20 protein-coding genes, 1 tRNA gene and 1 pseudogene are annotated in these 21,059 nt (G+C 70.7%); 5 read left to right on the top strand and 17 right to left on the bottom strand.

Translation table 11 applies throughout. The annotated features are described in order from the left end of the window. Nucleotides 1–4: 4 nt before the first annotated feature. From NRF20_RS09830 to NRF20_RS09810, 5 genes are all read right to left on the bottom strand, one after another. Nucleotides 5–1,768, bottom strand: a complete 1,764-nt coding sequence (locus tag NRF20_RS09830; protein WP_398634024.1) for an ankyrin repeat domain-containing protein — start codon at nt 1,766–1,768, stop codon at nt 5–7. Beyond that, nucleotides 1,765–2,901, bottom strand: coding sequence for a gala protein (locus NRF20_RS09825; RefSeq protein ID WP_398634023.1), 1,137 nt, complete (start codon nt 2,899–2,901; stop codon nt 1,765–1,767). Before NRF20_RS09825 ends, NRF20_RS09830 begins: the two co-directional genes overlap by 4 nt. Before the next feature lie 104 nt (nt 2,902–3,005). After that, nucleotides 3,006–3,081, bottom strand: a tRNA-Arg gene (locus NRF20_RS09820). 334 nt (nt 3,082–3,415) lie between these two features. Next, entirely contained in the window at nt 3,416–4,156 is a 741-nt protein-coding gene (locus NRF20_RS09815) for a response regulator (RefSeq protein WP_266356573.1), read from the bottom strand. After that, entirely contained in the window at nt 4,153–5,463 is a 1,311-nt protein-coding gene (locus NRF20_RS09810; protein WP_413752423.1) for a sensor histidine kinase, read from the bottom strand. Before NRF20_RS09810 ends, NRF20_RS09815 begins: the two co-directional genes overlap by 4 nt. Nucleotides 5,464–5,678: 215 nt before the next feature. On the opposite strand from NRF20_RS09810, the gene NRF20_RS09805 reads away from it, so the two are divergent. Together NRF20_RS09805 and NRF20_RS09800 are read left to right on the top strand one after the other, a co-directional pair. Further along, the gene (locus NRF20_RS09805) at nt 5,679–6,386 is read left to right on the top strand and encodes an ABC transporter ATP-binding protein (protein WP_413752422.1); all 708 of its coding nucleotides are present in this window, start codon (nt 5,679–5,681) and stop codon (nt 6,384–6,386) included. Then, nucleotides 6,383–8,731: an ABC transporter permease gene (locus NRF20_RS09800; protein WP_413752421.1), complete on the top strand. Its 2,349-nt coding sequence runs from the start codon at nt 6,383–6,385 to the stop codon at nt 8,729–8,731. The genes NRF20_RS09805 and NRF20_RS09800 overlap by 4 nt, the downstream gene beginning before the upstream one ends. 159 nt (nt 8,732–8,890) lie before the next feature. Here NRF20_RS09800 and NRF20_RS09795 read toward each other — a convergent pair whose 3' ends face one another. The 6 genes from NRF20_RS09795 to NRF20_RS09770 form a co-directional block, all read right to left on the bottom strand. Beyond that, the gene (locus tag NRF20_RS09795; protein WP_398634051.1) at nt 8,891–9,268 is read right to left on the bottom strand and encodes a recombinase family protein; all 378 of its coding nucleotides are present in this window, start codon (nt 9,266–9,268) and stop codon (nt 8,891–8,893) included. A 239-nt stretch (nt 9,269–9,507) separates the two neighbouring features. Beyond that, nucleotides 9,508–10,974 (bottom strand): hypothetical protein, encoded by a 1,467-nt coding sequence (locus tag NRF20_RS09790; protein WP_413752420.1) that lies wholly within the window; start codon nt 10,972–10,974, stop codon nt 9,508–9,510. 160 nt (nt 10,975–11,134) lie between these two features. Continuing rightward, nucleotides 11,135–11,464 carry a helix-turn-helix domain-containing protein gene (locus NRF20_RS09785; RefSeq protein WP_413752419.1) on the bottom strand — a complete coding sequence of 110 codons (330 nt, stop codon included), beginning with the start codon at nt 11,462–11,464 and terminating at the stop codon, nt 11,135–11,137. Beyond that, nucleotides 11,461–12,540 carry a tyrosine-type recombinase/integrase gene (locus tag NRF20_RS09780; RefSeq protein WP_413752418.1) on the bottom strand — a complete coding sequence of 360 codons (1,080 nt, stop codon included), beginning with the start codon at nt 12,538–12,540 and terminating at the stop codon, nt 11,461–11,463. The genes NRF20_RS09785 and NRF20_RS09780 overlap by 4 nt, the downstream gene beginning before the upstream one ends. Before the next feature lie 227 nt (nt 12,541–12,767). Then, nucleotides 12,768–13,229 (bottom strand): hypothetical protein, encoded by a 462-nt coding sequence (locus NRF20_RS09775; protein ID WP_398634019.1) that lies wholly within the window; start codon nt 13,227–13,229, stop codon nt 12,768–12,770. After that, the gene (locus tag NRF20_RS09770; protein WP_413752417.1) at nt 13,226–13,660 is read right to left on the bottom strand and encodes a MarR family winged helix-turn-helix transcriptional regulator; all 435 of its coding nucleotides are present in this window, start codon (nt 13,658–13,660) and stop codon (nt 13,226–13,228) included. Before NRF20_RS09770 ends, NRF20_RS09775 begins: the two co-directional genes overlap by 4 nt. Before the next feature lie 220 nt (nt 13,661–13,880). Here NRF20_RS09770 and NRF20_RS09765 point away from each other — a divergent pair. Then, a pseudogene (locus tag NRF20_RS09765) lies at nt 13,881–14,140 on the top strand (carboxymuconolactone decarboxylase family protein); the annotation flags it as partial. A gap of 200 nt (nt 14,141–14,340) precedes the next feature. Here NRF20_RS09765 and NRF20_RS09760 read toward each other — a convergent pair. Next, a complete protein-coding gene (locus tag NRF20_RS09760; protein ID WP_398634017.1) occupies nt 14,341–14,547 on the bottom strand; it encodes a DUF397 domain-containing protein in 207 nt (68 codons plus the stop codon). Next, complete coding sequence (locus NRF20_RS09755; protein WP_413752416.1) at nt 14,544–15,377, bottom strand: helix-turn-helix domain-containing protein; 834 nt, start codon at nt 15,375–15,377, stop codon at nt 14,544–14,546. The genes NRF20_RS09760 and NRF20_RS09755 overlap by 4 nt, the downstream gene beginning before the upstream one ends. 145 nt (nt 15,378–15,522) lie before the next feature. Here NRF20_RS09755 and NRF20_RS09750 point away from each other — a divergent pair, with 145 nt between their 5' ends. Then, complete coding sequence (locus tag NRF20_RS09750) at nt 15,523–15,996, top strand: ATP-binding protein (protein WP_413752415.1); 474 nt, start codon at nt 15,523–15,525, stop codon at nt 15,994–15,996. A 92-nt stretch (nt 15,997–16,088) separates the two neighbouring features. On the opposite strand, the gene aceB is transcribed toward NRF20_RS09750, so the two are convergent. Further along, on the bottom strand, nt 16,089–17,708 hold the full coding sequence (gene aceB / locus NRF20_RS09745) for a malate synthase A (protein ID WP_413752413.1): 1,620 nt from the start codon (nt 17,706–17,708) through the stop codon (nt 16,089–16,091). Nucleotides 17,709–17,942: 234 nt separating this feature from the next. Further along, nucleotides 17,943–18,548 (bottom strand): NTP transferase domain-containing protein, encoded by a 606-nt coding sequence (locus NRF20_RS09740; RefSeq protein ID WP_398634013.1) that lies wholly within the window; start codon nt 18,546–18,548, stop codon nt 17,943–17,945. 237 nt (nt 18,549–18,785) lie between these two features. Here NRF20_RS09740 and NRF20_RS09735 point away from each other — a divergent pair, with 237 nt between their 5' ends. Beyond that, nucleotides 18,786–19,100: a DUF5955 family protein gene (locus tag NRF20_RS09735; RefSeq protein WP_398634012.1), complete on the top strand. Its 315-nt coding sequence runs from the start codon at nt 18,786–18,788 to the stop codon at nt 19,098–19,100. A 17-nt stretch (nt 19,101–19,117) separates the two neighbouring features. On the opposite strand, the gene NRF20_RS09730 is transcribed toward NRF20_RS09735, so the two are convergent. Both NRF20_RS09730 and NRF20_RS09725 read right to left on the bottom strand, forming a co-directional pair. Then, the gene (locus NRF20_RS09730) at nt 19,118–19,750 is read right to left on the bottom strand and encodes a response regulator (protein WP_398634011.1); all 633 of its coding nucleotides are present in this window, start codon (nt 19,748–19,750) and stop codon (nt 19,118–19,120) included. Next, nucleotides 19,747–20,964 carry a sensor histidine kinase gene (locus NRF20_RS09725; protein ID WP_398634010.1) on the bottom strand — a complete coding sequence of 406 codons (1,218 nt, stop codon included), beginning with the start codon at nt 20,962–20,964 and terminating at the stop codon, nt 19,747–19,749. The genes NRF20_RS09730 and NRF20_RS09725 overlap by 4 nt, the downstream gene beginning before the upstream one ends. Nucleotides 20,965–21,059 lie beyond the last annotated feature (95 nt).

The following is a 21,059-nucleotide window of genomic DNA, read 5'->3' as shown; positions in this document are numbered from 1 at the left end:
GTACTCACCCGTCCTCATCCTCTTCGTCTTCGTCGTCCTTCTCTTCCTCCCACTCCTCCCACCAGTCGGCCCCGATGCCCGGATGCTCCTTCTCCACCCGTTCCCTGAGGAAGTCCAGGTCCGTCCGCCGGTACTGGCGGATCAGCTGGTCCAGCGAGAGTTCCATCTGGTCGACGACGTCGATCCGTGCCCCCGCCTCGATCAGCGCCCTCACGAGGCCCGGAGAACCGCCGCCGTTGACCGCCGCGTAGAGCGGAGTACGGTCCAGGTGATCCGTCGCCTCCAGATCGAGACCGGCTGCCAGGAGCCGGGGCAGGAGGAGTTCGTGGTCGAGCAGATGCAGCACATGGAGCAGGCTGCGCTGTCCGCCGTCCCGCACCCGGAGGTCGACCCCCGCGTCCAGGAGCTCCAGAACCCCCGGCGTGTCCCCGTGCTGGACGCGCAGAAAGAGTTCCCGGCGCTGCGCCTGCAGGGCCTTGGGCAGCCGTCCCGTGCCGGACATGCACGCGTGCTCCACGGCGAAGCAGCCGGTGACCGCGCCGCCGAAGGCACGCAGGGCGCTCTCGCGCTGTCGTTCCTGCGGGCTGTGCGGGGAGTCGAGCCGCCCGTCGCGGAAGACGACCTCGTGCCATTCGCCGCGGCACCTGACCCGTACCGGTGCGGGAGGCGTCGGCCCCGGCGGGCCGGCCACTGTGCCGAGGCCGGTGAAGAGGGAACCGGCGACGAGCGGGTGCAGCTGGTCGGGAGACGCCCCGCCCGTCCGCAGCAGATCGAAGTCCGGCAGCCGGCGCCAGACCGCCTCGGGCACGAAGGCCGCGCCGTCGGCCTCCCCCCGCCCGACGAGCCTCATCCGCAGCGGTCCGCGGGCCGTGAACTCCAGCAGGATGTTGGCCCGCCAGTCCTCACCGATCTGGAAGCGCTGTGCCGGGCTGTGCTCCGCGAACCGCCGGACCGCTGCCTCCAGGCGGGGAACGTCGAGCGCCAGCCCGGCCACGATCGATTCGGGAGTCGCGCCGTACCACGCCGGCATCTGCGGTGGTGTCGGATCCCACTCGATTCCTGCCGCCGCCAGGGACTCGGCCACCCGGCCGTTCTGGTGCAGCAGCGTCAGCCACTCGGCGCGGGCCACCGGATCGCCGGAGCCCGGGTCCGCCGTGGGCAGTTCATCGGCGGCGCGCGGTGTGCCGTCGGCGTGGAGGAAGGGCGGCCGGTCCGCGACACCGACGTGTGCCCGCAGTTCGCCGGTACGGCGCGCGTCCCACAGATACCGGGCGGTGCGCCAGTCCTCGATGCCCGAGCGGAACACGCCGGGCGCCGACTGGCTCCCCTTCCCGGCCGTGCCGAACCGGAGGGCGATCCGCTGCGGTCCGTCGACCATCGGGAGTGTACGGAGGTACAGATACGGCGACGCCGGCCCCGGTCCGTCCGGCGTACGGCCGTAGCCCGCCAGGATCACGATCCGGTCGGTGGCCAGCGTCGAACGGCCACCGAGGATGCGCGGCAGATGCCAGCGCACCAGGTCGGGGACGAGATGTCGGAGATCGGCCCCGAGCGCCCCGGCCACGTCCGGACCGTAGCGTACGGACACCTGGGCAAGGTCGAACTTCACGTCGAACCGGGCCGCCGCGCAGGCGCCCTGCCAGTCACCGGCCGCCCGCCGCTCGGCCGACTCCTCGATCATCCACCGGGGCACCGCGTACCGGCGGACCTGACGTCGGCTCGCCATCTCGTCCGGCGCGAAGTACCCGGCGACCGTGCCCGGGCTCACCGGTAGACGCTCCTCACCGCGCGCAGGTCCGCATGGGGCCCGCCGTCCGGGCGCAGCCGCGCCGCGAAGGACCGCTTCACCTTGCGCGGCAGGCCCGGCCCCAGCCCCACGTACTCCAGACGCGAGTCGGCGTCGACGGCGGCGAGCAGAGTCTTCGCGCCCCGCCCGGTGAGCCCGGTGTGGCACAGCTCCAGCCGCCGCAGGGGACTGCCGCGCAACGCCCCGGCCAGCGCATCGGCTCCAATGTCACCGGTGACATTGGACCGAGCCCCGAGACTGCGCTCCGAGGGCGGCCGCCCCAGGTCGAGCGCCTCGATCCCGTCGAGCGCGTCGGCCAGGGCACGCGCGCCGGCGGGCCCGATCCCGTTGCCGCCGAGACCGAGCCGGACCGGACGGGCGGGGTCGGCCGCGGCCGCCAGCACGGCGGCTCCGTCGTCACCGAGGTGGTTGGCCGGAAGGTACAGCTCCCGTACCCCGGCGTCGCGGATGAGCGCGGCCAGCAGCCCAGCCGCCTCGGCGCCGAGTCCGTTGCCTCCGAGGAACAGCCGCTCGACCGGCCGGGACCGCTGGCTCAGTACGGTGAGCAGCGCCGCGAGGCCGTCGGCCGTGAGCCCACTGTTCACCAGGTCGAGGGTGCGCAGAACGGTGTTGCGGCGCAGCATCGGAACGAGCGCCCGGACACCGGCGTCGCCCAGGGGATTGCGTTTCAGCCACAACGCCCTGACTGTGTCGTCCTCGCTCAGCGCACCGGCGAGCGCCGTGACCCCGTCGGCTCCGATGCGATTGCAACCGAGGTAGACCGTTCGCAGCCCGTGGCCGTCCCGGCCGAGCGCGTCGGCGACGGCCCGCGCTCCTTCGTCGCCCAGCGAGTTGGTGCCGAGCAGCACATGCGCGGCGTGCGGGGAGCGGGCGACCGCGGGCATCACCCGGACCGCGCCCGCTGCCCCGAGCCCCTGCTTGCAGAGATCGACCCGGCCGTCCATCCGCAGCGTGCCGAGCGGAAACGTCTCGTCGGCCTCGACGGGATGTACCGATTCCAGCCGCTCCAGCAGCGGGTCCAGCAGGGCCGCGTCGGCGAGCGGAATGTCCGGGTGCTCGATCGCGGGACAGCGCACGGGCATCGGCTGCAACATCACTACTCCCCAGGTCCCCCGTCGGCACCCGGCCAGGAGAGGGCGACCGCGTTCTCCGCCCGCTCAGGACGAACCGACGCCATCGACTCTCCTCCACGAAAAGGTGGCAAGACCGGTCGGATTCGAACCGACGTCCTCCAGCTCGCTGCTAGGGCGCGACGACCTCTGCGCTACAGCCTTGCCGTGCGTGATCCTAGCCGTATCGATGCCGAATTCGCACACCAGTACCTCTGTTTGAGCACCTCGCCACCTCGCCGCCTCGGCCCGCTGTACGACGACCACCGCAACCATCGGCGGACTGTCGCCCTCGACCTGGTACCCCGGTGGCTCCTCTTGATCAGGGCGCTCATCCGCTGGGCCTCTTCGGTGGTCGACTGGAGACCCGCCAGGAGCATGGGTATCACCAGGCGCCGGGCAAGGAGTTCGTTCTCGGAGGTGACCTGCGGCCGACGCATGACCGAGAGGTTGGTCCGTCGCGCAACAGCGTCGGGGCCGGCCAAGCCTCGGCATCGGTCTACGTCTGCTCGGCGGACCACCGGGCGGCCTCGTGTTCGCCGGCACTGACCAGCCCTGTCTCGTAGGCGACGATGACAGCCTGGACACGGTCACGGAGTCCGAGCTTGGCGAGGATGCGGGCGACGTGGGTTTTGACGGTCGCCTCGGCCAGGTGGAGGCGGGTGGCGAGCTCGGCGTTGCTCAGTCCTCGGGCCAGCAGGCCGAGGACCTCCAGTTCGCGCGGGGTGAGCGAGGCGAGGTCGCGGTGGAGGGCGGCGGTGTCGCCGCCGCGCTGGGCGAACCGCTGCACGAGGCGGCGGGTGATGGCGGGCGCCAGGAGGGCGTCGCCGGTACGGACCGTGCGGACGGCCGCGGCCAGGTGCTCGGGGGTGACGTCCTTGAGGAGGAAGCCGCTGGCCCCGGCGGACAGTGCCGCGTAGACGTACCGGTCGAGATCGAAGGTGGTCAGGATGATGACGCGGGGTTTGTCGGGGAATGGGGTCTCCCCTGCTCGAACGGAGTTGAGAGCTTGGGGAACGGTGAGGATGCGGCGGGTCGCCTCCAGGCCGTCCATCTCGGGCATCCGGACGTCCATCAGAACCACGTCGGGCCGCGTGCGGCGGACCGCTTCGACCGCTTCGACTCCGTTGGTCGCCTCGGCGACGACGTCGATGCCGTCGGCGCTGAGGATCATCCGGAATCCGGTGCGGACCAGGGTCTGGTCGTCGGCCAGGAGGACACGCGGCGGCTGCTCGGTCACGGTGCCTCCAGGGGGATCAGCGCTTCCACACGGTAGCCGCCGGTCAGGCGTCGGCCGGTGCTCAGGGTTCCGTCGTAGACGGCGAGGCGCTCGCGCAGGCCGATCAGGCCCCGGCCGTTTCCGGTGTCCGCGCCCGCTCCCGGGCGTCCACCGGTGTCGGTGACTTCCACCCGGAGCCGTTCCGGTCCGTATTCGACGGTCACGGCGGCGGTGGCGCCGGACGCGTGCTTCACGGTGTTGGTCAGGGCTTCCTGGACCACGCGGTAGACGGCGAGCTCGATGCCGGGCGGGATCTCGCAGGGTGGGCCGGTTACGGTCAGGTCGACCGGCAGTCCAGCGTCCCGTACTCGTCCGACGAGCGTGTCCAGCTGGTCCAGGCCGGGCTGGGGGGCCAGCTCCGCCGCCGTGTCCGCCATGTCCGCACCTCCGTCCGTCTCCTCGCCCTCGCCGGCCATGGTGAGCAGTCCCATGACATGACGCAGCTCGGTCATGGCCGCCCGCCCGCCCGCCTCGACGGCGAGCAGGGCCTCGCCGGCCTGCTCGGGGGCGGTCTCCATGATCTTGCGGGCGGCGCCCGCCTGAATGACCATCACGCTGACGTTGTGCGTGACGACGTCGTGCAATTCGCGAGCGATCCTCGCGCGCTCGTGCTCGACCGCCCGGCGCAGTGCCTCGGCCTGTTCGCGTTCCAGAGCGGAGAGCCGGGTCCGGCCTTCGTCGGTCCGGAGTTTCCAGGTGCGCAGCCCGAGGGCGGCTCCTGCCATCGGGACCAGGATCAGCAGGGCGATGTATTCGTTGGGGACGATCGGTGTCACCGAGTTCCCCGAGGTGCCGACCAGGAGGACCGACACCGGCAGCGCCGCCAGGGTCGTCACCCGGTAGGGGCTGTACACGGCGGCGCTGTAGACAGCGATGACGAACGCGTAGAACGTCAGCCGCAGAACGCTCTGCGGTGTCGCCAGTACCGCGGCCGTCACGATGCACAGCACGGCGAGCGGGAAGCGGCGGCGCAGCGCCACGGCACCCGAGGCGATGACCGCGAGGGTCACCATGAAGGCCATGCCGCCGGGGCCGGACGGGCGCGGCACGACGTGCTCCACGCCGGGTGCGATCTCACGCACCACGATGTTGTTCGCGTTGTCGATGCCGTAATAGACAGTGGTGATGCCGAGCGCCAGCGCCACCAGCACGTCGAACTGCCAGGCGCGACGGCCGAGCCGCAGCGGCGGACCGGTCGGGATCCTGGCGTCGCGGACCCCCTCGCGGGCCAGGACCCACAGCCGCTCCAGCGTCGTACGTACGTTCATCACCGGTTCATTGTCGTCGCCGCCCGAACCCTCGGAGTCCGCCTCAGTGGTCGTTCCCGGCGCCTCGCATACATCGGGCGCCTACATCGCAAGGATGACGTTCCGGCAGATCATCCCGATGCGGTACGGCAAAGGGTTCGGGCGGGCGACGCGCAGAGGCCGGGCGCGCTCCTAGCGTCCAAGGAGTCTGATGCCCGCATTGAAGGAGCCCTTTCATGACCATGCCGGTGATCGAACTGCGCGAGGTGAGCCGACGATACGACGACGGCCCGCCCGCACTGCACGACGCGTCGCTGACCGTGCAGCCCGGCGAGGCCGTCGCGATCCTCGGCCCTTCCGGCAGCGGTAAGTCCACGCTGCTCAATCTGATCGCGGGTCTCGATCGGCCCGATACGGGGACCGTCACCGTGGACGGAGTGCGGGTGGATCAGCTGGGCGAGGCCGGATCGGCGCTCTACCGGCGGTCGAAGATCGGCATGGTCTTCCAGTTCTTCAACCTGCTCGACGATTTGACCGTCGCCGACAATGTCGTCCTGCCCGCGCGGCTCGCGGGCACGGCACGTGTCGAGGCTGACCGCCGGACGGCGGAACTCCTGGAGAACCTCGGCATCGACCAGCACGCCGACGCCTACCCGGGGCGGCTGTCCGGTGGCGAGCGGCAGCGTGTCGCGGTGGCCCGGGCGTTGATGAACCGGCCGGCGCTGCTCCTGGCCGACGAGCCGACCGGGGCCCTGGACACGGCCGCCGGACAGGACGTCAGCAGGCTGCTCACCGGCCTCAATGCGGAGGGCCAGACCATCGTCGTGGTCACCCACGACCTGCCTTTGGCCCGGTCCTGCACGAACCGTACGGTCCGGATCGCCGACGGCCGGATCAACGAGGACGTCCGGTCGCAGGCTGTCGCCTCGGAGGCCGTCCGATGAGCGTGCTCGGCAAGGTGGTGCGCTCGGGGGTGGGACGCCGCCGGGTGCAGACGTTGGTGATCGGGCTCGCCACGATGATGGCGGTGGCCGCCTCCGTCCTCGGCGGATCGCTGCTCGTGGTTTCCGGCGCGCCCTTCGACGACGCCTTCGCCAAGCAGCACGGCGCGCATCTGTCCGTCCAGTTCGACGGGGGCAAGGTGGGTGCCGCGCAGCTGTCGAAGTCCAAGGATGCCGAAGGGGTGAGCAGCGCGGCCGGGCCGTTCCGTACGGCGACGGTCACCCCGCGGTCGGACGGGGCGGGCCCCGGGTGGCCGATGACCGTGGTCGGCCGGGGCGATCCCGGTCGAGATGTGGACGAGGTGGCACTGCTCGACGGGCGGTGGCCCACGCACTCCGGCGAGATCGTGCTGTCCGCCAACTCCTCGCTCTTCCCGACCATTGGCATGACGCTTGCCTTCCCCGATCTGTCCGGCGGTCCGACACTGACGGTGGTCGGTGTGGCCCGCTCGGTCACGCAGACCGCTGACGCCTGGGTGGTTCCGTCCCAGATGCCGGCGCTCACCGCGCCCGGCAGTGGTGGCTACCAGATGCTCTACCGCATCACCGACGCGGGCACTGCCGCGCAGATCACCGCGGGCGGCAAGGCCGTGACGGAATCCTTGCCGCCGGGAACGGCCGTCGGCGAACAGTCATGGCTCACCGTCAAGAAGACCGCCGAGCGCGACACCGCCCTCTACGTCCCATTCCTCATCGCGTTCGGCGCCCTGGGCCTGGTCATGTCGGCGCTCGTCGTCGGCAACGTCGTCGCGTCGGCCGTCGGCACGGGAACGCGCCGCATCGGCATCCTCAAGGCCGTCGGCTTCACCCCGGCCCAGGTCGTGCGGGCCTACGTGGGCCAGGCGCTGATCCCGGCCGCCGTCGGCACGGCCCTCGGTGTCCTCGCGGGCCACCTGCTTGCCGTCCCGGTACTGGCCGAGGCCGAGGAGGTCTACGGCACCTCGTCCCTGACCATCGCCCCCTGGGTCGACCTGGCGGTGGTCGCCGGGGTGCTCGGCCTGGTGGCGGCGACCGCATGGGCGAGTGCCTGGCGGGCCGGCCGGCTGCGTACGGTCGACGCGCTCGCCGTCGGGCGTACCGCGTCGGCGGGGCGCGGCCGGTGGGCGGCCCGCCTGGCCGGCCGGCTGCCGCTGCCGCAGCCGGTCGCCCTGGGCCTGGCCCGGCCCTTCGCGCGGCCCGCCCGCGCGCTGGCCATGGGCACGGCAGTCCTGTTCGGCGCCATCGCCGTCACGTTCACCGTGGGGATGGGCGCCTCGCTCGGCGAGGTGATGAAGGCAAAGGCCCACGCCGCCGCCGATGTCGTCGTGCCTGCGCCCTTGCCCGACTTCGGACCCCAAGGCCCTGTACCCGATAAGCAGCCCAGGGCCGATCCCGCCCAGGTCGCCGCGGCGATCGAGGCCAACTCCGGGACCGGGAAGTACTACAGGGCCGCGACGACACGGGCGACCGTCTCCGGCATGACCGGCATCACCGACGTGATCGCCTTCACCGGCGACGCCTCCTGGGGCGGCTACACGATGGTTTCGGGCCGCTGGATCGACGAGCCCGGCGAGGCCGTGGTCCCGACCCAGTTCTTGGCCGCCACCGGCACCCGCATCGGCGACACCGTCACCCTGAACGGCCTGGCCGAGCCGGTGACGGTCCGGATCGTCGGCGATGTCCTCGACCCCCGCAACGACGGCATGCAGGTCTTCACCGACGCCGCGACCCTCGCGGCTGCACATCCCGACCTGACGGAGACGAGCCACCACATCGCGGTCACGTCAGGCACCGACGTGACCGGCTACGTCGACGCGCTGAACAAGGACTTGGCACCGCTGGGGGTCAGTGCCCGGGCCGGCGGGCTCGACGCCGGTGGTGACATGGTCGTCACGCTCAACGCGCTGTCCTCGATTCTCACGCTGATACTCGTCGCCGTCGCAGCGCTCGGCGTGCTGAACGGCGTACTGCTCGACACCCGCGAACGCGTCCGGGAGATCGGTGTTCACAAGGCGCTGGGCATGACCCCCCGGCAGACCATCGCCATGGTCCTCACCTCGGTCGTCGTGACCGGACTGGCTGCCGGCGCTCTGGGCGTGCCGCTCGGCGTAGCCCTGCACGGCTGGGTGATCCCCGCGATGGGCGACAGCGCGGGGCTCCGCCTCCCCGACTCCGTCATCGCCGTCTACCACGGGGCCGAACTGTTCCCGCTCGCACTCGGCGGCCTGCTCATCGCCACCCTGGGCGCGTTCCTGCCTGCCGGCTGGGCCGCCAGGGCCCGAACCGCTACGGCCCTGCGCACCGAATAAGAGGCCAGGTTCCGAGCTCCTGGCTCCGACCCCCACCGCAAGCAGCGGTGGGGGTCACTTGGCTGGTTCCCTCCAACTGGCGCGGGACGCCGGAGTTCCGGAGCTCCTTCAGGGGGCCAGCCACGGTGAGGCCTAAAGCCGCAACGGCTCCGCCGTGATCTACGAGGTACCGCCTTCGAGCTGGCGCGGAACGCGGGAGACGCGTAGTTCGCGCAGGTCGGGGATGTGGTTGTAGAGGGTGCCGGAGGAGACGCCGAGGAGTTTCGCGATGGACTCGATGCTGTTCTCCCGGTCGGGGAGCATGTCGCGGGCCGCGCGCAAGAGCTCGGGCGTGATGACCGAGGGGCGCCCACCGGTTCGGCCGCGGGCGCGGGCGGCGGCCAGGCTCTCGTTCGTCCCCACGACGATGAGCTCGCGGATGAACTCCGCGAGCGCGGCGAAGACGTGGAAGATCAGACGCCCGCCAGGGGTGGTGGTGTTCAGGTTCTCGTGAAGCGAGGTGAAGCCGACACCCCGCTCGCGCAGCTCGGCGACCATCGTCACGAGGTCCTTGAGGGAGCGGCGGTGCGGTCGAGGGAGGGCACCACGAGGGTGTCGCCCTCGGCCAGGAAGGCGTGGCACGCCATGAGCCCGGGGCGCAGGCCGTACCCAAGACCACCATCACCGAGAGCTACTTGTCACTTCGCCGTAGCTTCGGGAGAACAGGGCCTCGAGGCCCGCGAGTTCGCGAAAACTGAAGGCTGTTCAGCAGGAACCCGGGGTCCGGTGCCCGGATTCTAGGGGGTGGATCCTCGGGTTCGTGGTGAAGTCGCGGGGTCGGCTTCCAAGGGTCGTTCCAGGATCTGGCGTGCGGCGGCCGCGTAGCGGATCGCCGTTGTCTCGTCGAGGCCGAAGACTTCGGCGAGGTGGAGCGGGTCGGGGCCGTGGGTGAGAGCTTCTTCGAGCTGCCGGTCGACGCGGAGCCGCTCCAGGGTGGCAGCCTGGCCGCGGAGGGCGTTGGTGATCCAGACGCCGCTGACCGGGCAGGTGTCCATGGCGGTGTGCTGGCTGACGATCAGGTGTGGGTTGGTGGTGTTGGGCCATCGCTGCCGCCGGTGATCGAGCCAGGCGAGGATCGCGTCGCGGGTGAGGTCGTCGAGCGGACGGACACGGCCAGCGAGCGTGAGGCGGCGGTTACCCAAGTCCAGGTCTTCCAGGAGAAGTTCGCGCACGGTCTTGGGGCGGGCGGCATGGATGGCGGCGAGAGCCAGAGCGAGCTGGGCGGCCGGAGTGGTCGAGGCATCCACCGCCGCACGGACCTCGTGCGGATCGAGGGGGAGAATGACGCCGTAGTCCTGACGGCCGACACGAATCCGGCTGGTCGGATTGCGGAAGTTGGTGCCGTTCTTCTTGCAGTGCCGAAACAGCGACCGCAGGACGCTGAGGGTGTGGTGCCGCTTGGCCCCTTCCAGTTGGTCGCGGACGGCCAGGACATCGTCGCGGGTTACTTCCCGCAGATGGTCATAGCGGGCAGACCAGTCCAGCAGCACCGGCCGGGCTTCGTTGAGGTAGGTCCAGACGGTGGACAGGTCGCGCGGGCGGCTGCGTGGTCCGCCGTCCCGAAGGGTCCTGATCCAGTCCTCGGCGTCCTGGCGGATCCCGTCGGTGAGGCCGTCGAGCTTGCGCTCCAGCCAGGACTCGAAGGCCGGGATGCGGTCGTCGTCGAGGAGGTCGAGCTGACCGAGGACTTCGGCGGTGCGTTTGATGTTGAGGCCGAAGTGCCTCAGCCCGTCGAACATTTCCGAGTACCTGATCTTCTCGCCCGGTAGGTGACCGGACAGCAGGATGACCAGAGCCCGGTTGACTTCCAGCGTGACCCACCGGGTCCAGCCGCGGGCCTCGCCGATGGTGCGGGCCCGACGGCGGGCCAGATCCAGGGTGGGGTTGGTCAGGTCCCGGCGGCGGTGGTCGTACCGGCTCAGGACACGAGGGGCTTCGGCCAGCCTCAGCTGGGCCCACGGAGTGCGAAGCTGCACCGGCTCGGGGACCGGTCGGGGCTTGAGGACGCGGCGGCCTTCCTTGCCGACGGGCGGTCCGCCGTTGCGGGGCCGCTGCATGTTCGCGAAGAACAGTTGCTGATGGCGGACTTGCCGAAGGAACGGCATGATCGAGGCTGCTTCGCCGGTGACACCGGCGGCTTTGATCGCCCACGTGGCCTGGGCCTTGCAGAGACGGCAGTAGCCGTAGTCCTGGTTGACTGGCACCCGTCGCCGGCATCCCGCGCACTCACCGACGGCGTGCTGCTGTCCGTAGGTGTAGCAGCCTCGGCAGAAGCGACCCGGCAGCTGCCCCCAGGCGAAACATCCTGCGCAGGAGGCCGCCGGCTTGTCGGCGCTGATCTTTCCCATCGCGATGGTGTCTCCGTCACATCGGCGGCAGGGACCGGCCGTCACGGCGCTTCGGCACGACCACCGGGGCCACCGTCGCCCCGACCGCCGCTTCCCGGCCCTCGCTCTGCTGGCCGGGACGGCTGACCTTGCCCGGCTCGGGGATCAGCAGGTCTCCGATCTCGCAGCCAAGGACGACGCAGATCACGTCCAGATCCTCCAGCTTGAGGGAGACGGGATGGCCGGACCAGAGCCCGGACATCTTTCCCGCCGAGATCACCAACCCGTGCTCGGCCAGGCTCCGTTGCAGCTCGGATGCCTTCCAGACGCCCTTGTTCGCGGCCGTCAGCCGCAGGTTCCACTTCATCGGATCAGTCCTTCCAGCCGCTTCGCGGCCCGCTCTTGTCCGGCGGCCCAGGCATCTTCGACCCGGGTCTGCTGCACGTGGACGTACCGCATCGTTGTGGCGATCCAGGAATGCCCCAAAACCTCCTGAATCGAGATCAGGTCGAGCCCGTTCAGATAGAGCTGCGACGCGCAGAAGTGCCGCAGGACGTGCGGCGTCAGCTTGTCCGTCCAGCCCGGCAGGTGGGCCTTGGTCGCGTCCGAGAGCCCGTTGCGCAGGGCGTCGTCGCCGACCCGGCGTGAGGAGCCGTCGGTGTTCTTGCGCTCGGAGGGGAACAGCGGGGCGCCGGGCCGGGTGTGGTCGTCGCCGAACTGGCCCCACACGTCCTCGATGAACCACCGCAGGGTCCGGCCCGCACCGTTGATCAGCGGCACCATCCGCTCTCGCGGACCCGAACCGCGTTTGCCCTTGCCGTAGCGGACATGGAGCTTGCCGAACCGGCCAAGGTTCCACTTGATGTCGTCCAGGTCCAGCCTGCGGGCCTCGTTGACTCGCAGTCCCACCTCGGACATCAGCTTCGAGGCGGTGTAGTTCCTGGCCATCGGGGCGAACTTCCGGCAGGTGGCCAGCTCGCCGGCCCAGCCGGTGAACAACTGCCCGACCTCCGGCTCCAGCGGCGGGATCCGCAGCTGGGCGTCCTTGGACCCGCGCGGCCGGTTCATCTCGTCGATCGGGCACTCGACGACCCGCCCGGTCATCTGGTGCAGCTCGACCTTGTGCCTCAGCTCCAGGAAGGCGAAGTATGTGGTCAGCGCCTGCGACCGAGCGAGACGGGTGCCGCTCGGAGAGTTCCGCAGAACCTTGCCGAAGTACGTGTCCGCGTCGGCAGGTTCCATGTCCCACAGTGGTCGGCCGAACCAGGTCCGCATCTGTTCCAGGTGACCGACGTCCCCGCGGATGGTGCCGTCTGTCAGCCCGGCTGATGCCCGCGCGAGCACGAACCCGGCCAGCGCGTCGGTCTCGAACTGCTCCAGCTCCTCGACCGAGACCGGAGCGCGTACATCGCGGAGATCCCGCACGACTGCCAGCGCCGCCAACCCGAGCCTCCTCGCCTTCAGCCCGACTACGGATCGGTCGGACGAGGTGAGAACGCTTCAAGAATCCCGAAGTTACGTCACAAGCCCACAGAGCACACGAAGGAGGAAGAACCCTCTGGCCACAGGGCCAGGGACTCAGTGGGGCTCAGGGGAACTCACGGGATGTCGCACATGCCCGGCCATTCTTCACAACCTGCTGAACCCGTGGGGCCGTTGCCCGGTTACGGTCACCGTGCTGCTTCCTCCCGGGGCTGCCCCCGGCCGGCGTCCTGCCACGGGAAGGGAGCGAGGTCGGGCTCGATCCAGTCTGTCTTCGCCTGTGAGGAGGCCAGCGTCGACGGGCGGTAGAAGCGGGCTGTCAGGAGTCGCTTGTCGAGCAGGGCGGGGTGGTGGTCGGCGAATGCGGTGAAGTCGTCTTCGTCGTGTTCGGCCGCGTGGTGACCGACCAGCTCCACCCAGGCCCGGCTGACGGTCGCGTGGTACTTCTGGGGCGCCCCCGCATAGCGGGCGGTGCGCTGGATGCCGTCGCTGACCAGGCCGACCGCCGCGCGCACACCGACTTGCCGCACGGCCAGCCACGTCAGATGGACATGTTCCCGGTGGCCGAACCGCTCGGTGGTTGCCATTACTTCGGCCATCAAGGCCTCGAAGTCGGGCGCGTTGGCAGCGTGCGGGGGATGAGCGGTCATGAGGGCACCTCCGTCAGGGCCTGCAGGGCAGCGCGCAGGCCTGCGATCGCGTCCTTCGGCAGGCCGTCGAGCGCGCGATGCTCCAGACCGGCGATGGCCTGTCGGATCGTGGTGGCGGTCAGCTGTCCGGAGGGGGTGAGTTCGATGAGCACCGCGCGGCGGTCTCCCGGGCTGGCGCCACGGGTGATGTGGCCGCGTCGTTCCAGGCGGTCCAGGACGCTGGTCAGTGTGGTGGGGCGGGTGCCCACGGCCGCGCCGAGTTCGGACACGGTCCGGCCGCGGCCGTCGGCCAGGTTGGCCAGTGCGTTGATCTCGGAGGGGGTCAGGTCCAGGTCGACGAGCTCTGCGGCGAGCACGTGCAGGGTGGCGTGGGTGGCCCGCTGCAGAGCAAGCAGGGCCGACCACTCAGATGGCACGGATTCGGATTTCACGATTTCGAACTATACGATTTCGTACTACCTGCTGCAAGCGAGACCGGAGCCATGTTCGGCCTCAATCGCCCCCCACGTCGTAGGGGCTGCTCCGTGGATGACTTGTCCGCTGACGTGTACCGACGGCTGGGAGACGCAGGTCACATTCGTCCATGTCGCAGGGGGGCGGGCTACCCCGTCTCAGGGGGTGTAGCCACTGACGACCACAGAGGAGCACACCGTGGACGCGCGACTGAACTGCTTCGCCGACCCGACCGCCGGCAAGGCCGGCAAATACTTCATGTCGGCGGGCAAGGCGCTCAAGGACTTGGTGCTGCCGACCGCCACGCAGGAGCTGGTGGCGCTTCGCGTAAGCAAGATCAACGGCTGCGCCGTCTGCATCGACATGCGCGCCAAGGAGGCCGCCGATGCCGGCGAGACCTCGGTGCGGCTGAACCTGGTGGCGGCGTGGCGGAGGCCACGGTCTTCACCGCGGTCGACGTGGTGGTGGCGGCGTCTCTGGTGCCGGTGCCGCCCATCGAGTCAGTACGCGACCCCATCAGCATGTGCGGGACAGCCCTCAGGCGACGACGCCCAGCTCGGACGTTTCGCTGTTCAACACGCTCCACTTGGCTGGGAAGGTCGCGCGTACAGCCGCGTACAGAGGGCCGCCCGCAGCGGGGCGGCCCTCTTCCGGCAGGTCAGCCCCGGGCGGCGAACTCGACGAAGGCGGACCAGCCCCGCGCGGTCAGGGAGAGGACCGGTCCCGTGAGGTCCTTGGAGTCGCGGACGTGGACGACGCCGGGACGGGTGGCGACTTCAAGGCAGTCGCCCCCTTCGGCGCCGCTGTAACTGCTCTTGAACCAGCGCAGCGCGGCGGGGGAATCGGTGGTCTCTTCGACGTTCATACCTCTCCCAGCAACTTTTCGATGAAGGCCAGGGACTCGCGCGGAGTGAGAGCCTGCGATCGGATGATCCCATAGCGGGCCGCCAGTGCGCGGACCTCCTCCCGGTCGGTCATCAGTGTGCTCCTGCCCTGCACCTCCAGGTAGCCGATCTGGTCGCCGTTCTGCCGGGTGATGACGGTGAACGGGCCGTCGACTCCCGCGTTGTCCTCACGGTCCGCGGGCATGACCTGGAGCTCCACATTGCGCTTCTGGCCGATCAGCAGGAGCTGTTCGAGCTGGCCCCGGCGGACCGCGCGGCCGCCGAGCCCGCGTGTGAGCACCCATTCCTCCATCACGAAGCTGAGCAGCGGGGCCGGCCAGCGGCCGAAGATCTCCTGCCGGGCCTGCCTGGCCGCGATCCGCTGCTCGATGGTCGCCTCGTCCAGCAGCGGACGCCGCTCGACCAGCAGGGAGCGTGTGTACTCCTCGGTCTGGAGCAGCCCTTTGACGACCAGGGTGTCGTAGGCGCACAGCTCCACCGCCTCCGCCTCCAGGCGTGCCGCGTCGCGGAAGAACGCCGGGTGCTGGGCGCGGGCCACCTCCTCCTTGGCTGCCTTGAGCACGCCGTGCGCGTTCAGCAACTCGTCCGCCTGGTCGATGAACCTCGGCGGCGGAATCCGGCGACCCTGCTCGAAGGAGGCGATGGTCGAGGCGGAGTAGCCGGTCATGGTCCCGAACTCCGCCCGCTCCAGACCCGCCGCCACCCGGAACAGCTTCAACTGCCGTCCGAAGAAGGCCAGAATGCCCGCCCCCGGCTCGTACGTCTGCTCCGGCCGCTCCTGCTCCGGCATGCCCCACACCTCCGCGCTCGCCCGCACCGCCGCACCCGGTCACGCGACGTGCCGTGTACAGCCCACACCGCACGCGCGTACAGCCGATCGCCGTCCGCGCGTCCGTCCTGGTCAACGCTACGCATGCGCCGCGAGGGTTTTCCTCATGAACGAAGCAATTGACCCGTCCGTGCGAGGCGCGGAACCAGGCGTGCGGGTACGGGAGTTCGCCATGTGCTTCACCGCCACCGCGCGCGGGGCACGGCTGGCCCGCAGGCTGGTCTCGCTCCGGCTGGACGAATGGGGGTACCCCTACACCTCGGAGCCGAACGAGACGATGACCCTCATCGCGGCCGAACTCGCCGCGAACGCGGTGCGTCACGGCCGGGTGCCGGGGCGCGACTTCCATCTGCGGCTGACGGAGACGGGTGGGCGCACGCTGCGGATCGAGGTGACCGACACGCGCACCGAGCGCCTCCCCCCGGCCGGGGTGCCGCAGTGCCCGGCGGCGGACGAGGAGTCCGGGCGCGGCCTGCTCCTGGTCTCGCGGCTCGCGGACCGCTGGTGTGCCGTGCCGCGCACCGGAGCCCCGGGCAAGTGTGTCTGGGCGGAGGTCGGCCTGGACACCGGAACGCGCTGAGGCCGCCTCCTCGCGGGCCGGCCCGACGCATCCAAGAACGCCCCGGCACTCCGCCCCCGGTGCTGTGCGGTACCGGGGGCGGAAGCGGGGGCTCAGCCCAGCTGCTCGTACGCCGGCAGCGTCAGGAAGTCCGCGTAGTCCTGGTCCAGGGAGACCTGGAGCAGGAGGTCGTGCGCCTGCTGCCACTTGCCGGACGCGAACGCCTCCTCGCCGATCTCCGCCCGGATCGCGGCGATTTCCTCGGCCGCGACCTTGCGGGCCAGGTCCGCCGTGGCGTGCTTGCCGTTCTCGAAGACCACGTCCGCGTTGATCCACTGCCAGATCTGCGAGCGCGAGATCTCCGCGGTGGCCGCGTCCTCCATGAGGTTGAAGATGGCGACGGCGCCCATGCCGCGCAGCCAGGCCTCGATGTAGCGGATGCCGACCGCGACGGCGTTGCGCAGGCCGTCGTACGTGGGCTTGGCGTCCAGGGTGTCGATGGCGATCAGGTCGCCCGCCGCCACCGAGACGTCCTCGCGCAGGCGGTCCTTCTGGTTCGGCTTCTCGCCGAGGACCGCGTCGAAGGAGGCCATGGCGATGGGGACCAGGTCCGGGTGGGCGACCCAGGAGCCGTCGAAGCCGTCGTGGGCCTCGCGGTCCTTGTCGGCCTTGACCTTCTCGAAGGCGACCTTGTTGACCTCGGCGTCACGGCGGGAGGGGATGAAGGCCGCCATGCCGCCGATGGCGTGCGCGCCGCGCTTGTGGCAGGTGCGGACGAGGAGTTCGGTGTACGCGCGCATGAACGGGGCGGTCATCGTCACCGCGTTGCGGTCCGGGAGGACGAACTTGGCGCCGCCGTCACGGAAGTTCTTGACGATGGAGAAGAGATAGTCCCAACGGCCCGCGTTCAGCCCGGAGGCGTGGTCGCGGAGCTCGTACAGGATCTCCTCCATCTCGTACGCGGCAGTGATCGTCTCGATGAGGACGGTCGCGCGGACCGTGCCCTGCGGGATGCCGACGTAGTCCTGGGCGAAGACGAAGATGCCGTTCCAGAGACGGGCCTCCAGGTGTGACTCCGTCTTCGGGAGGTAGAAGTACGGGCCCTTGCCGAGGTCGATCAGGCGCTGGGCGTTGTGGAAGAAGTAGAGGCCGAAGTCGACCAGCGCACCCGGCACCGGGGTGCCGTCGAGCTGGAGGTGACGCTCGTTCAGATGCCAGCCGCGGGGACGGGTGACGACCGTCGCGAGCTCGCCGGCGGGCTTCAGGGCGTACGACTTGCCGGACCTGGGGTCCGTGAAATCGATGTTACGGGTGTAGGCATCGATCAGATTGAGCTGGCCGAGGATGACGTTCTCCCATGTGGGGGCGGACGCGTCCTCGAAGTCGGCGAGCCAGACCTTGGCGCCCGAGTTCAGGGCGTTGATGGTCATCTTGCGGTCGGTCGGACCGGTGATCTCCACCCGGCGGTCGTTCAGCGCGGCCGGGGCCGGCGCGACCTTCCAGGAGTCGTCCGCGCGGATCGCCGCCGTCTCGGGCAGGAAGTCCAGCGTGGAGGTACGGGCGATCTCGGCGCGGCGCTCTCCCCGGCGGGCGAGCAGCTCGTCACGGCGGGGCGTGAACTGCCGGTGCAGCTCGGCCACGAACGCGAGGGCCGCGGGGGTCAGGACCTCATCCTGCCGGGGCAGGGGCTCGGCATCGACGATGGCCAGCGGGGACGGCGCTGGTGCGGACATGAGCTGTCACTCCTTCAGCGGGCGGTGCGGGCGGCTTCTCGCGGCCGCCGGGTCGCCTGAAACGGCACGGCGTGCCAGGGCTCCGGGATACGGCCGCAGGCGCCGTCCGGGGTGCAGAGGGCTTCTGACCAGTGGATAGTAGTTTCCTCATAGTGGAAGTTCAATGGTTTGTTGATGTCGAGATTCTCCGGGTCGACAGAAGTGGGGCGGTGCCGGTGCCGGGTGCCAGTAGGTTCACTCAAGGTGCTTGAGGTCCTCCACCGTGTCGATGTCGTACGCCTGAGCCACATCGGAACACTCGACGAGCGTGATCGCATCGCGGTGCGCCCGCAGATACGCCCGAGCGCCCCGGTCGCCCACCGCTCCCGCCGCGATGTCCGCCCACCGGTCGGCCCCGAACAGCACCGGATGGCCGCGTTCACCGTCGTACGAGGCGGCCACGAGACTCGTCCGGGAGCGGTACGCCGATCGCACCCGCGCCACCGCGTCCGCGCCGATCCCCGGCTGGTCGACCAGGAGGACGAGCGCCGCGTCCGCTCCCGTACCGGAGAGCGTCCCGAGCCCCGCCCGCAACGACGAGCCCATGCCCTCGGTCCACCCGGGGTTGACGGTCACCGTGCAGCCGGCGAGGTCGGCGCGTGCTCGTACCTCTTCCGCCGCGGCGCCCAGGACCACATGGACGCGGTCACAGCCGCCCTCCCGCAGCACGCGTACCGCGTGCTCCACCAGCGGCCGGCCGCGGTGTTCGAGCAGTGCCTTGGGCTGCCCGCCGAGTCGCCGTCCGCCGCCCGCGGCGAGCAGCAGCCCGACGACCATCGGGGTCTGTGTTGTCCGAGTCATGCGGACTGGATACCTCAGATGTGCCCTCCTCGCGCAAGCGGGCCCCAGGAGGGTACGGACGGGCGGCGCCGTCCCCGGAGCCACATGCACGTCACCCTTACGGGACACCCTGAATTCTGCCTGCGGAGTGGCGCTCGACACCTGTCATGGCGTTAACTTGCGGGCGTCCCCGGACACTTGGCCGCGGTCCGGGACCCGGTCGGAACACTGGCACGAGGATGTGCGAGGGGGAGTGCTTTGTTGCGAAGCGTGGGGCAGACGCAGGTGACGAGCAGTGGTGAGGATCCGAGGGCGACGGAGCTGCGTACGGCCGTCTCCCGACTCCGCCGAGAGCTGGCGGGGCATCCCGCGGAGTTCCCGGACCGGGGGATCGCCGAGGACGAGCTGGCCGCGCTGGATGCGATGGCCGTCAGTGGCGCACCCGAGATTCCGCGCCTGCGCCGTTCGCTGCTGCTGATCGCGGGGGCGATCGGCTCGGTCAGCGCACTGGCCTCCGCACTCAGGGACGTACGGGTCGCCGTGGATCTCTTCGGCGAGCCGCAGCGCCGCTGACGTACGGCGGCCGGGGATCAGCGGCGGATCAGCCGACGGGCCGTCGCCGCCGCGACCGCAGAGGTACGGGAGTCCACGCCCAGCTTGGCGTAGATGTGCACCAGGTGGGACTTCACCGTCGCCTGGCTCAGAAAGAGTCTCTTGCTGATCTGCAGGTTCGAAAGGCCCTCGCCGACCAGCTGCAGGACTTCCAGCTCGCGCTTGGTCAGGGCCTCGGCCGGAGCCCGCATGCGGTCCATCAGCCGGTGGGCGACGGCCGGGGCGAGCGCCGACCGGCCGGCCGCCGCGGTGCGTACCGCCGCCGCCAGTTCCTCCGGCGGGGCGTCCTTCAGCAGATACCCGGCGGCGCCCGCCTCGACCGCGGCCAGGATGTCGGCGTCCGTGTCGTACGTGGTGAGGATCAGGACCCGGGGCCCGTCCGGTTGTGCCGTGATGGCCGCGGTGGCCCGGGAGCCGTGCATGCCCGTGCCGAACTGGAGGTCCATGAGGACGACGTCGAACTCGCCGGTCGCGGCGAGCGCGACGGCCCGCTCGGCGGTGGCCGCCTCGGCGACCACACAGAAGTCGGGTTCGGCGTCGAGCACGGCCCGTAGCCCCGCCCGTACCACCGGGTGGTCGTCGGCGAGCAGCAGCCTGATGGGAGTGGTCATGCGGCGTCCTGTCCTGGCCGGCCGTCGGGGAGCGGAACGGGAAGCGGAAGGGTGAGGGCGACCGCCGTGCCCTGACCGGGCGCCGACTCGACACTCAGCGTGCCGCCCAGCGAACGGGCCCGGGAGCGCATCGCGGGCAGGCCGAAGCCGCCGGTGTCGGTGTGCGCCGCGACCGGCCCGCTCCCCGGGGCGAAACCGCGGCCGTCGTCGACGACGTCCAGCGACACCGAGGTGTCCATGAAGCTGAGAGTGATCTCCGCGCGCCGCGCCCCGGAGTGCTGCACCGTGTTGGCCAGCGCCGACTGGGCGGTACGCAGCAGCGCCACCTCGTACGGGGTGGGCAGCTCCACCGGTGAGCCGCTGACCGCGAACTGCACCGTGAGGCCGGGGGCCGTGGTGCGGGACGAGAGGCGTTCCAGTGCGGCCGCCAGGGAGCCGTTCTCCAGGTCGGGCGGCGACAGGGCGCGTACGAAGCGGCGGGCCTCGGCGAGATTGTCCTGTGCGGCCTCGCGGGCCCGGCGGACGTGCGCGGTGGCGGGGGCGTCGGCGGACAGGGTGCGCTCGGCGGCGCGCAGCAGCAACTGGATGCTGGACAGGCCCTGCGCCAGGGTGTCGTGGATCTCGCGGGCCAGCCGTTCACGTTCGGCGAGCGTTCCTGCGGTGCGTTCCGCCTCGGCCAGCTCCGCGCGGGTCGCCATCAGCTCCTCGATGAGCTCGCGGCGCCGTTCGTTCTCCCGGAACAGCGCGTCGTACCCGAAAACCGTCGCGACCGCGACCGCCGCGCCGAGCACCGGACCGATGAAGGTGCCGGGCGTGACGGCCTGGCCGTGCAGCACGAAGCCGGCGATGGCGGCGGCAGCGGTGACCGCGACGGCCGGCAGGGCCCAGCGCGTCGGCAGCAGATGCAGCTGCAGGAAGTAGAGCGGGAACGCCACCCACAGGGCGTCGGGCGACAGGGCGAGCAGCACCAGCCAGACAGCGCCCAACAGCGCCAGCCACAGGGCGGCCGGTCGGCTGTGCGGCTGCACGGCGGGGATGAGCGCCCCCGCCGCGTACACGGCGGCCATCACACAGGTGACCACGATGACGGCGGCGGTGTGCGGGGCGCCGTCACGGACGGCTTGTACGGCCGCGAGCGCGAGCAGCCCCACGAGCAGCGCATGCAGGCACAGCCGCAGCGCGGCGGCGACCGGAGGGTGGGCACGGGAATTCATGATTCGTCCAGCGTAGACGGACGGCGCCGGCGCCCGGTCAATCGAAAGGTTGATGTCAGGCCCCACCGCCGAGCGATGTCTCCGAAGGCCGGCGT

The sequence above is a fragment of the Streptomyces sp. R-74717 genome, from assembly GCF_047305335.1.
GTDB lineage: Bacteria > Actinomycetota > Actinomycetes > Streptomycetales > Streptomycetaceae > Streptomyces > Streptomyces atratus.
Note: the sequence above shows the minus strand (reverse complement) of the source record. Positions and strands in the feature narration are given on the sequence as shown.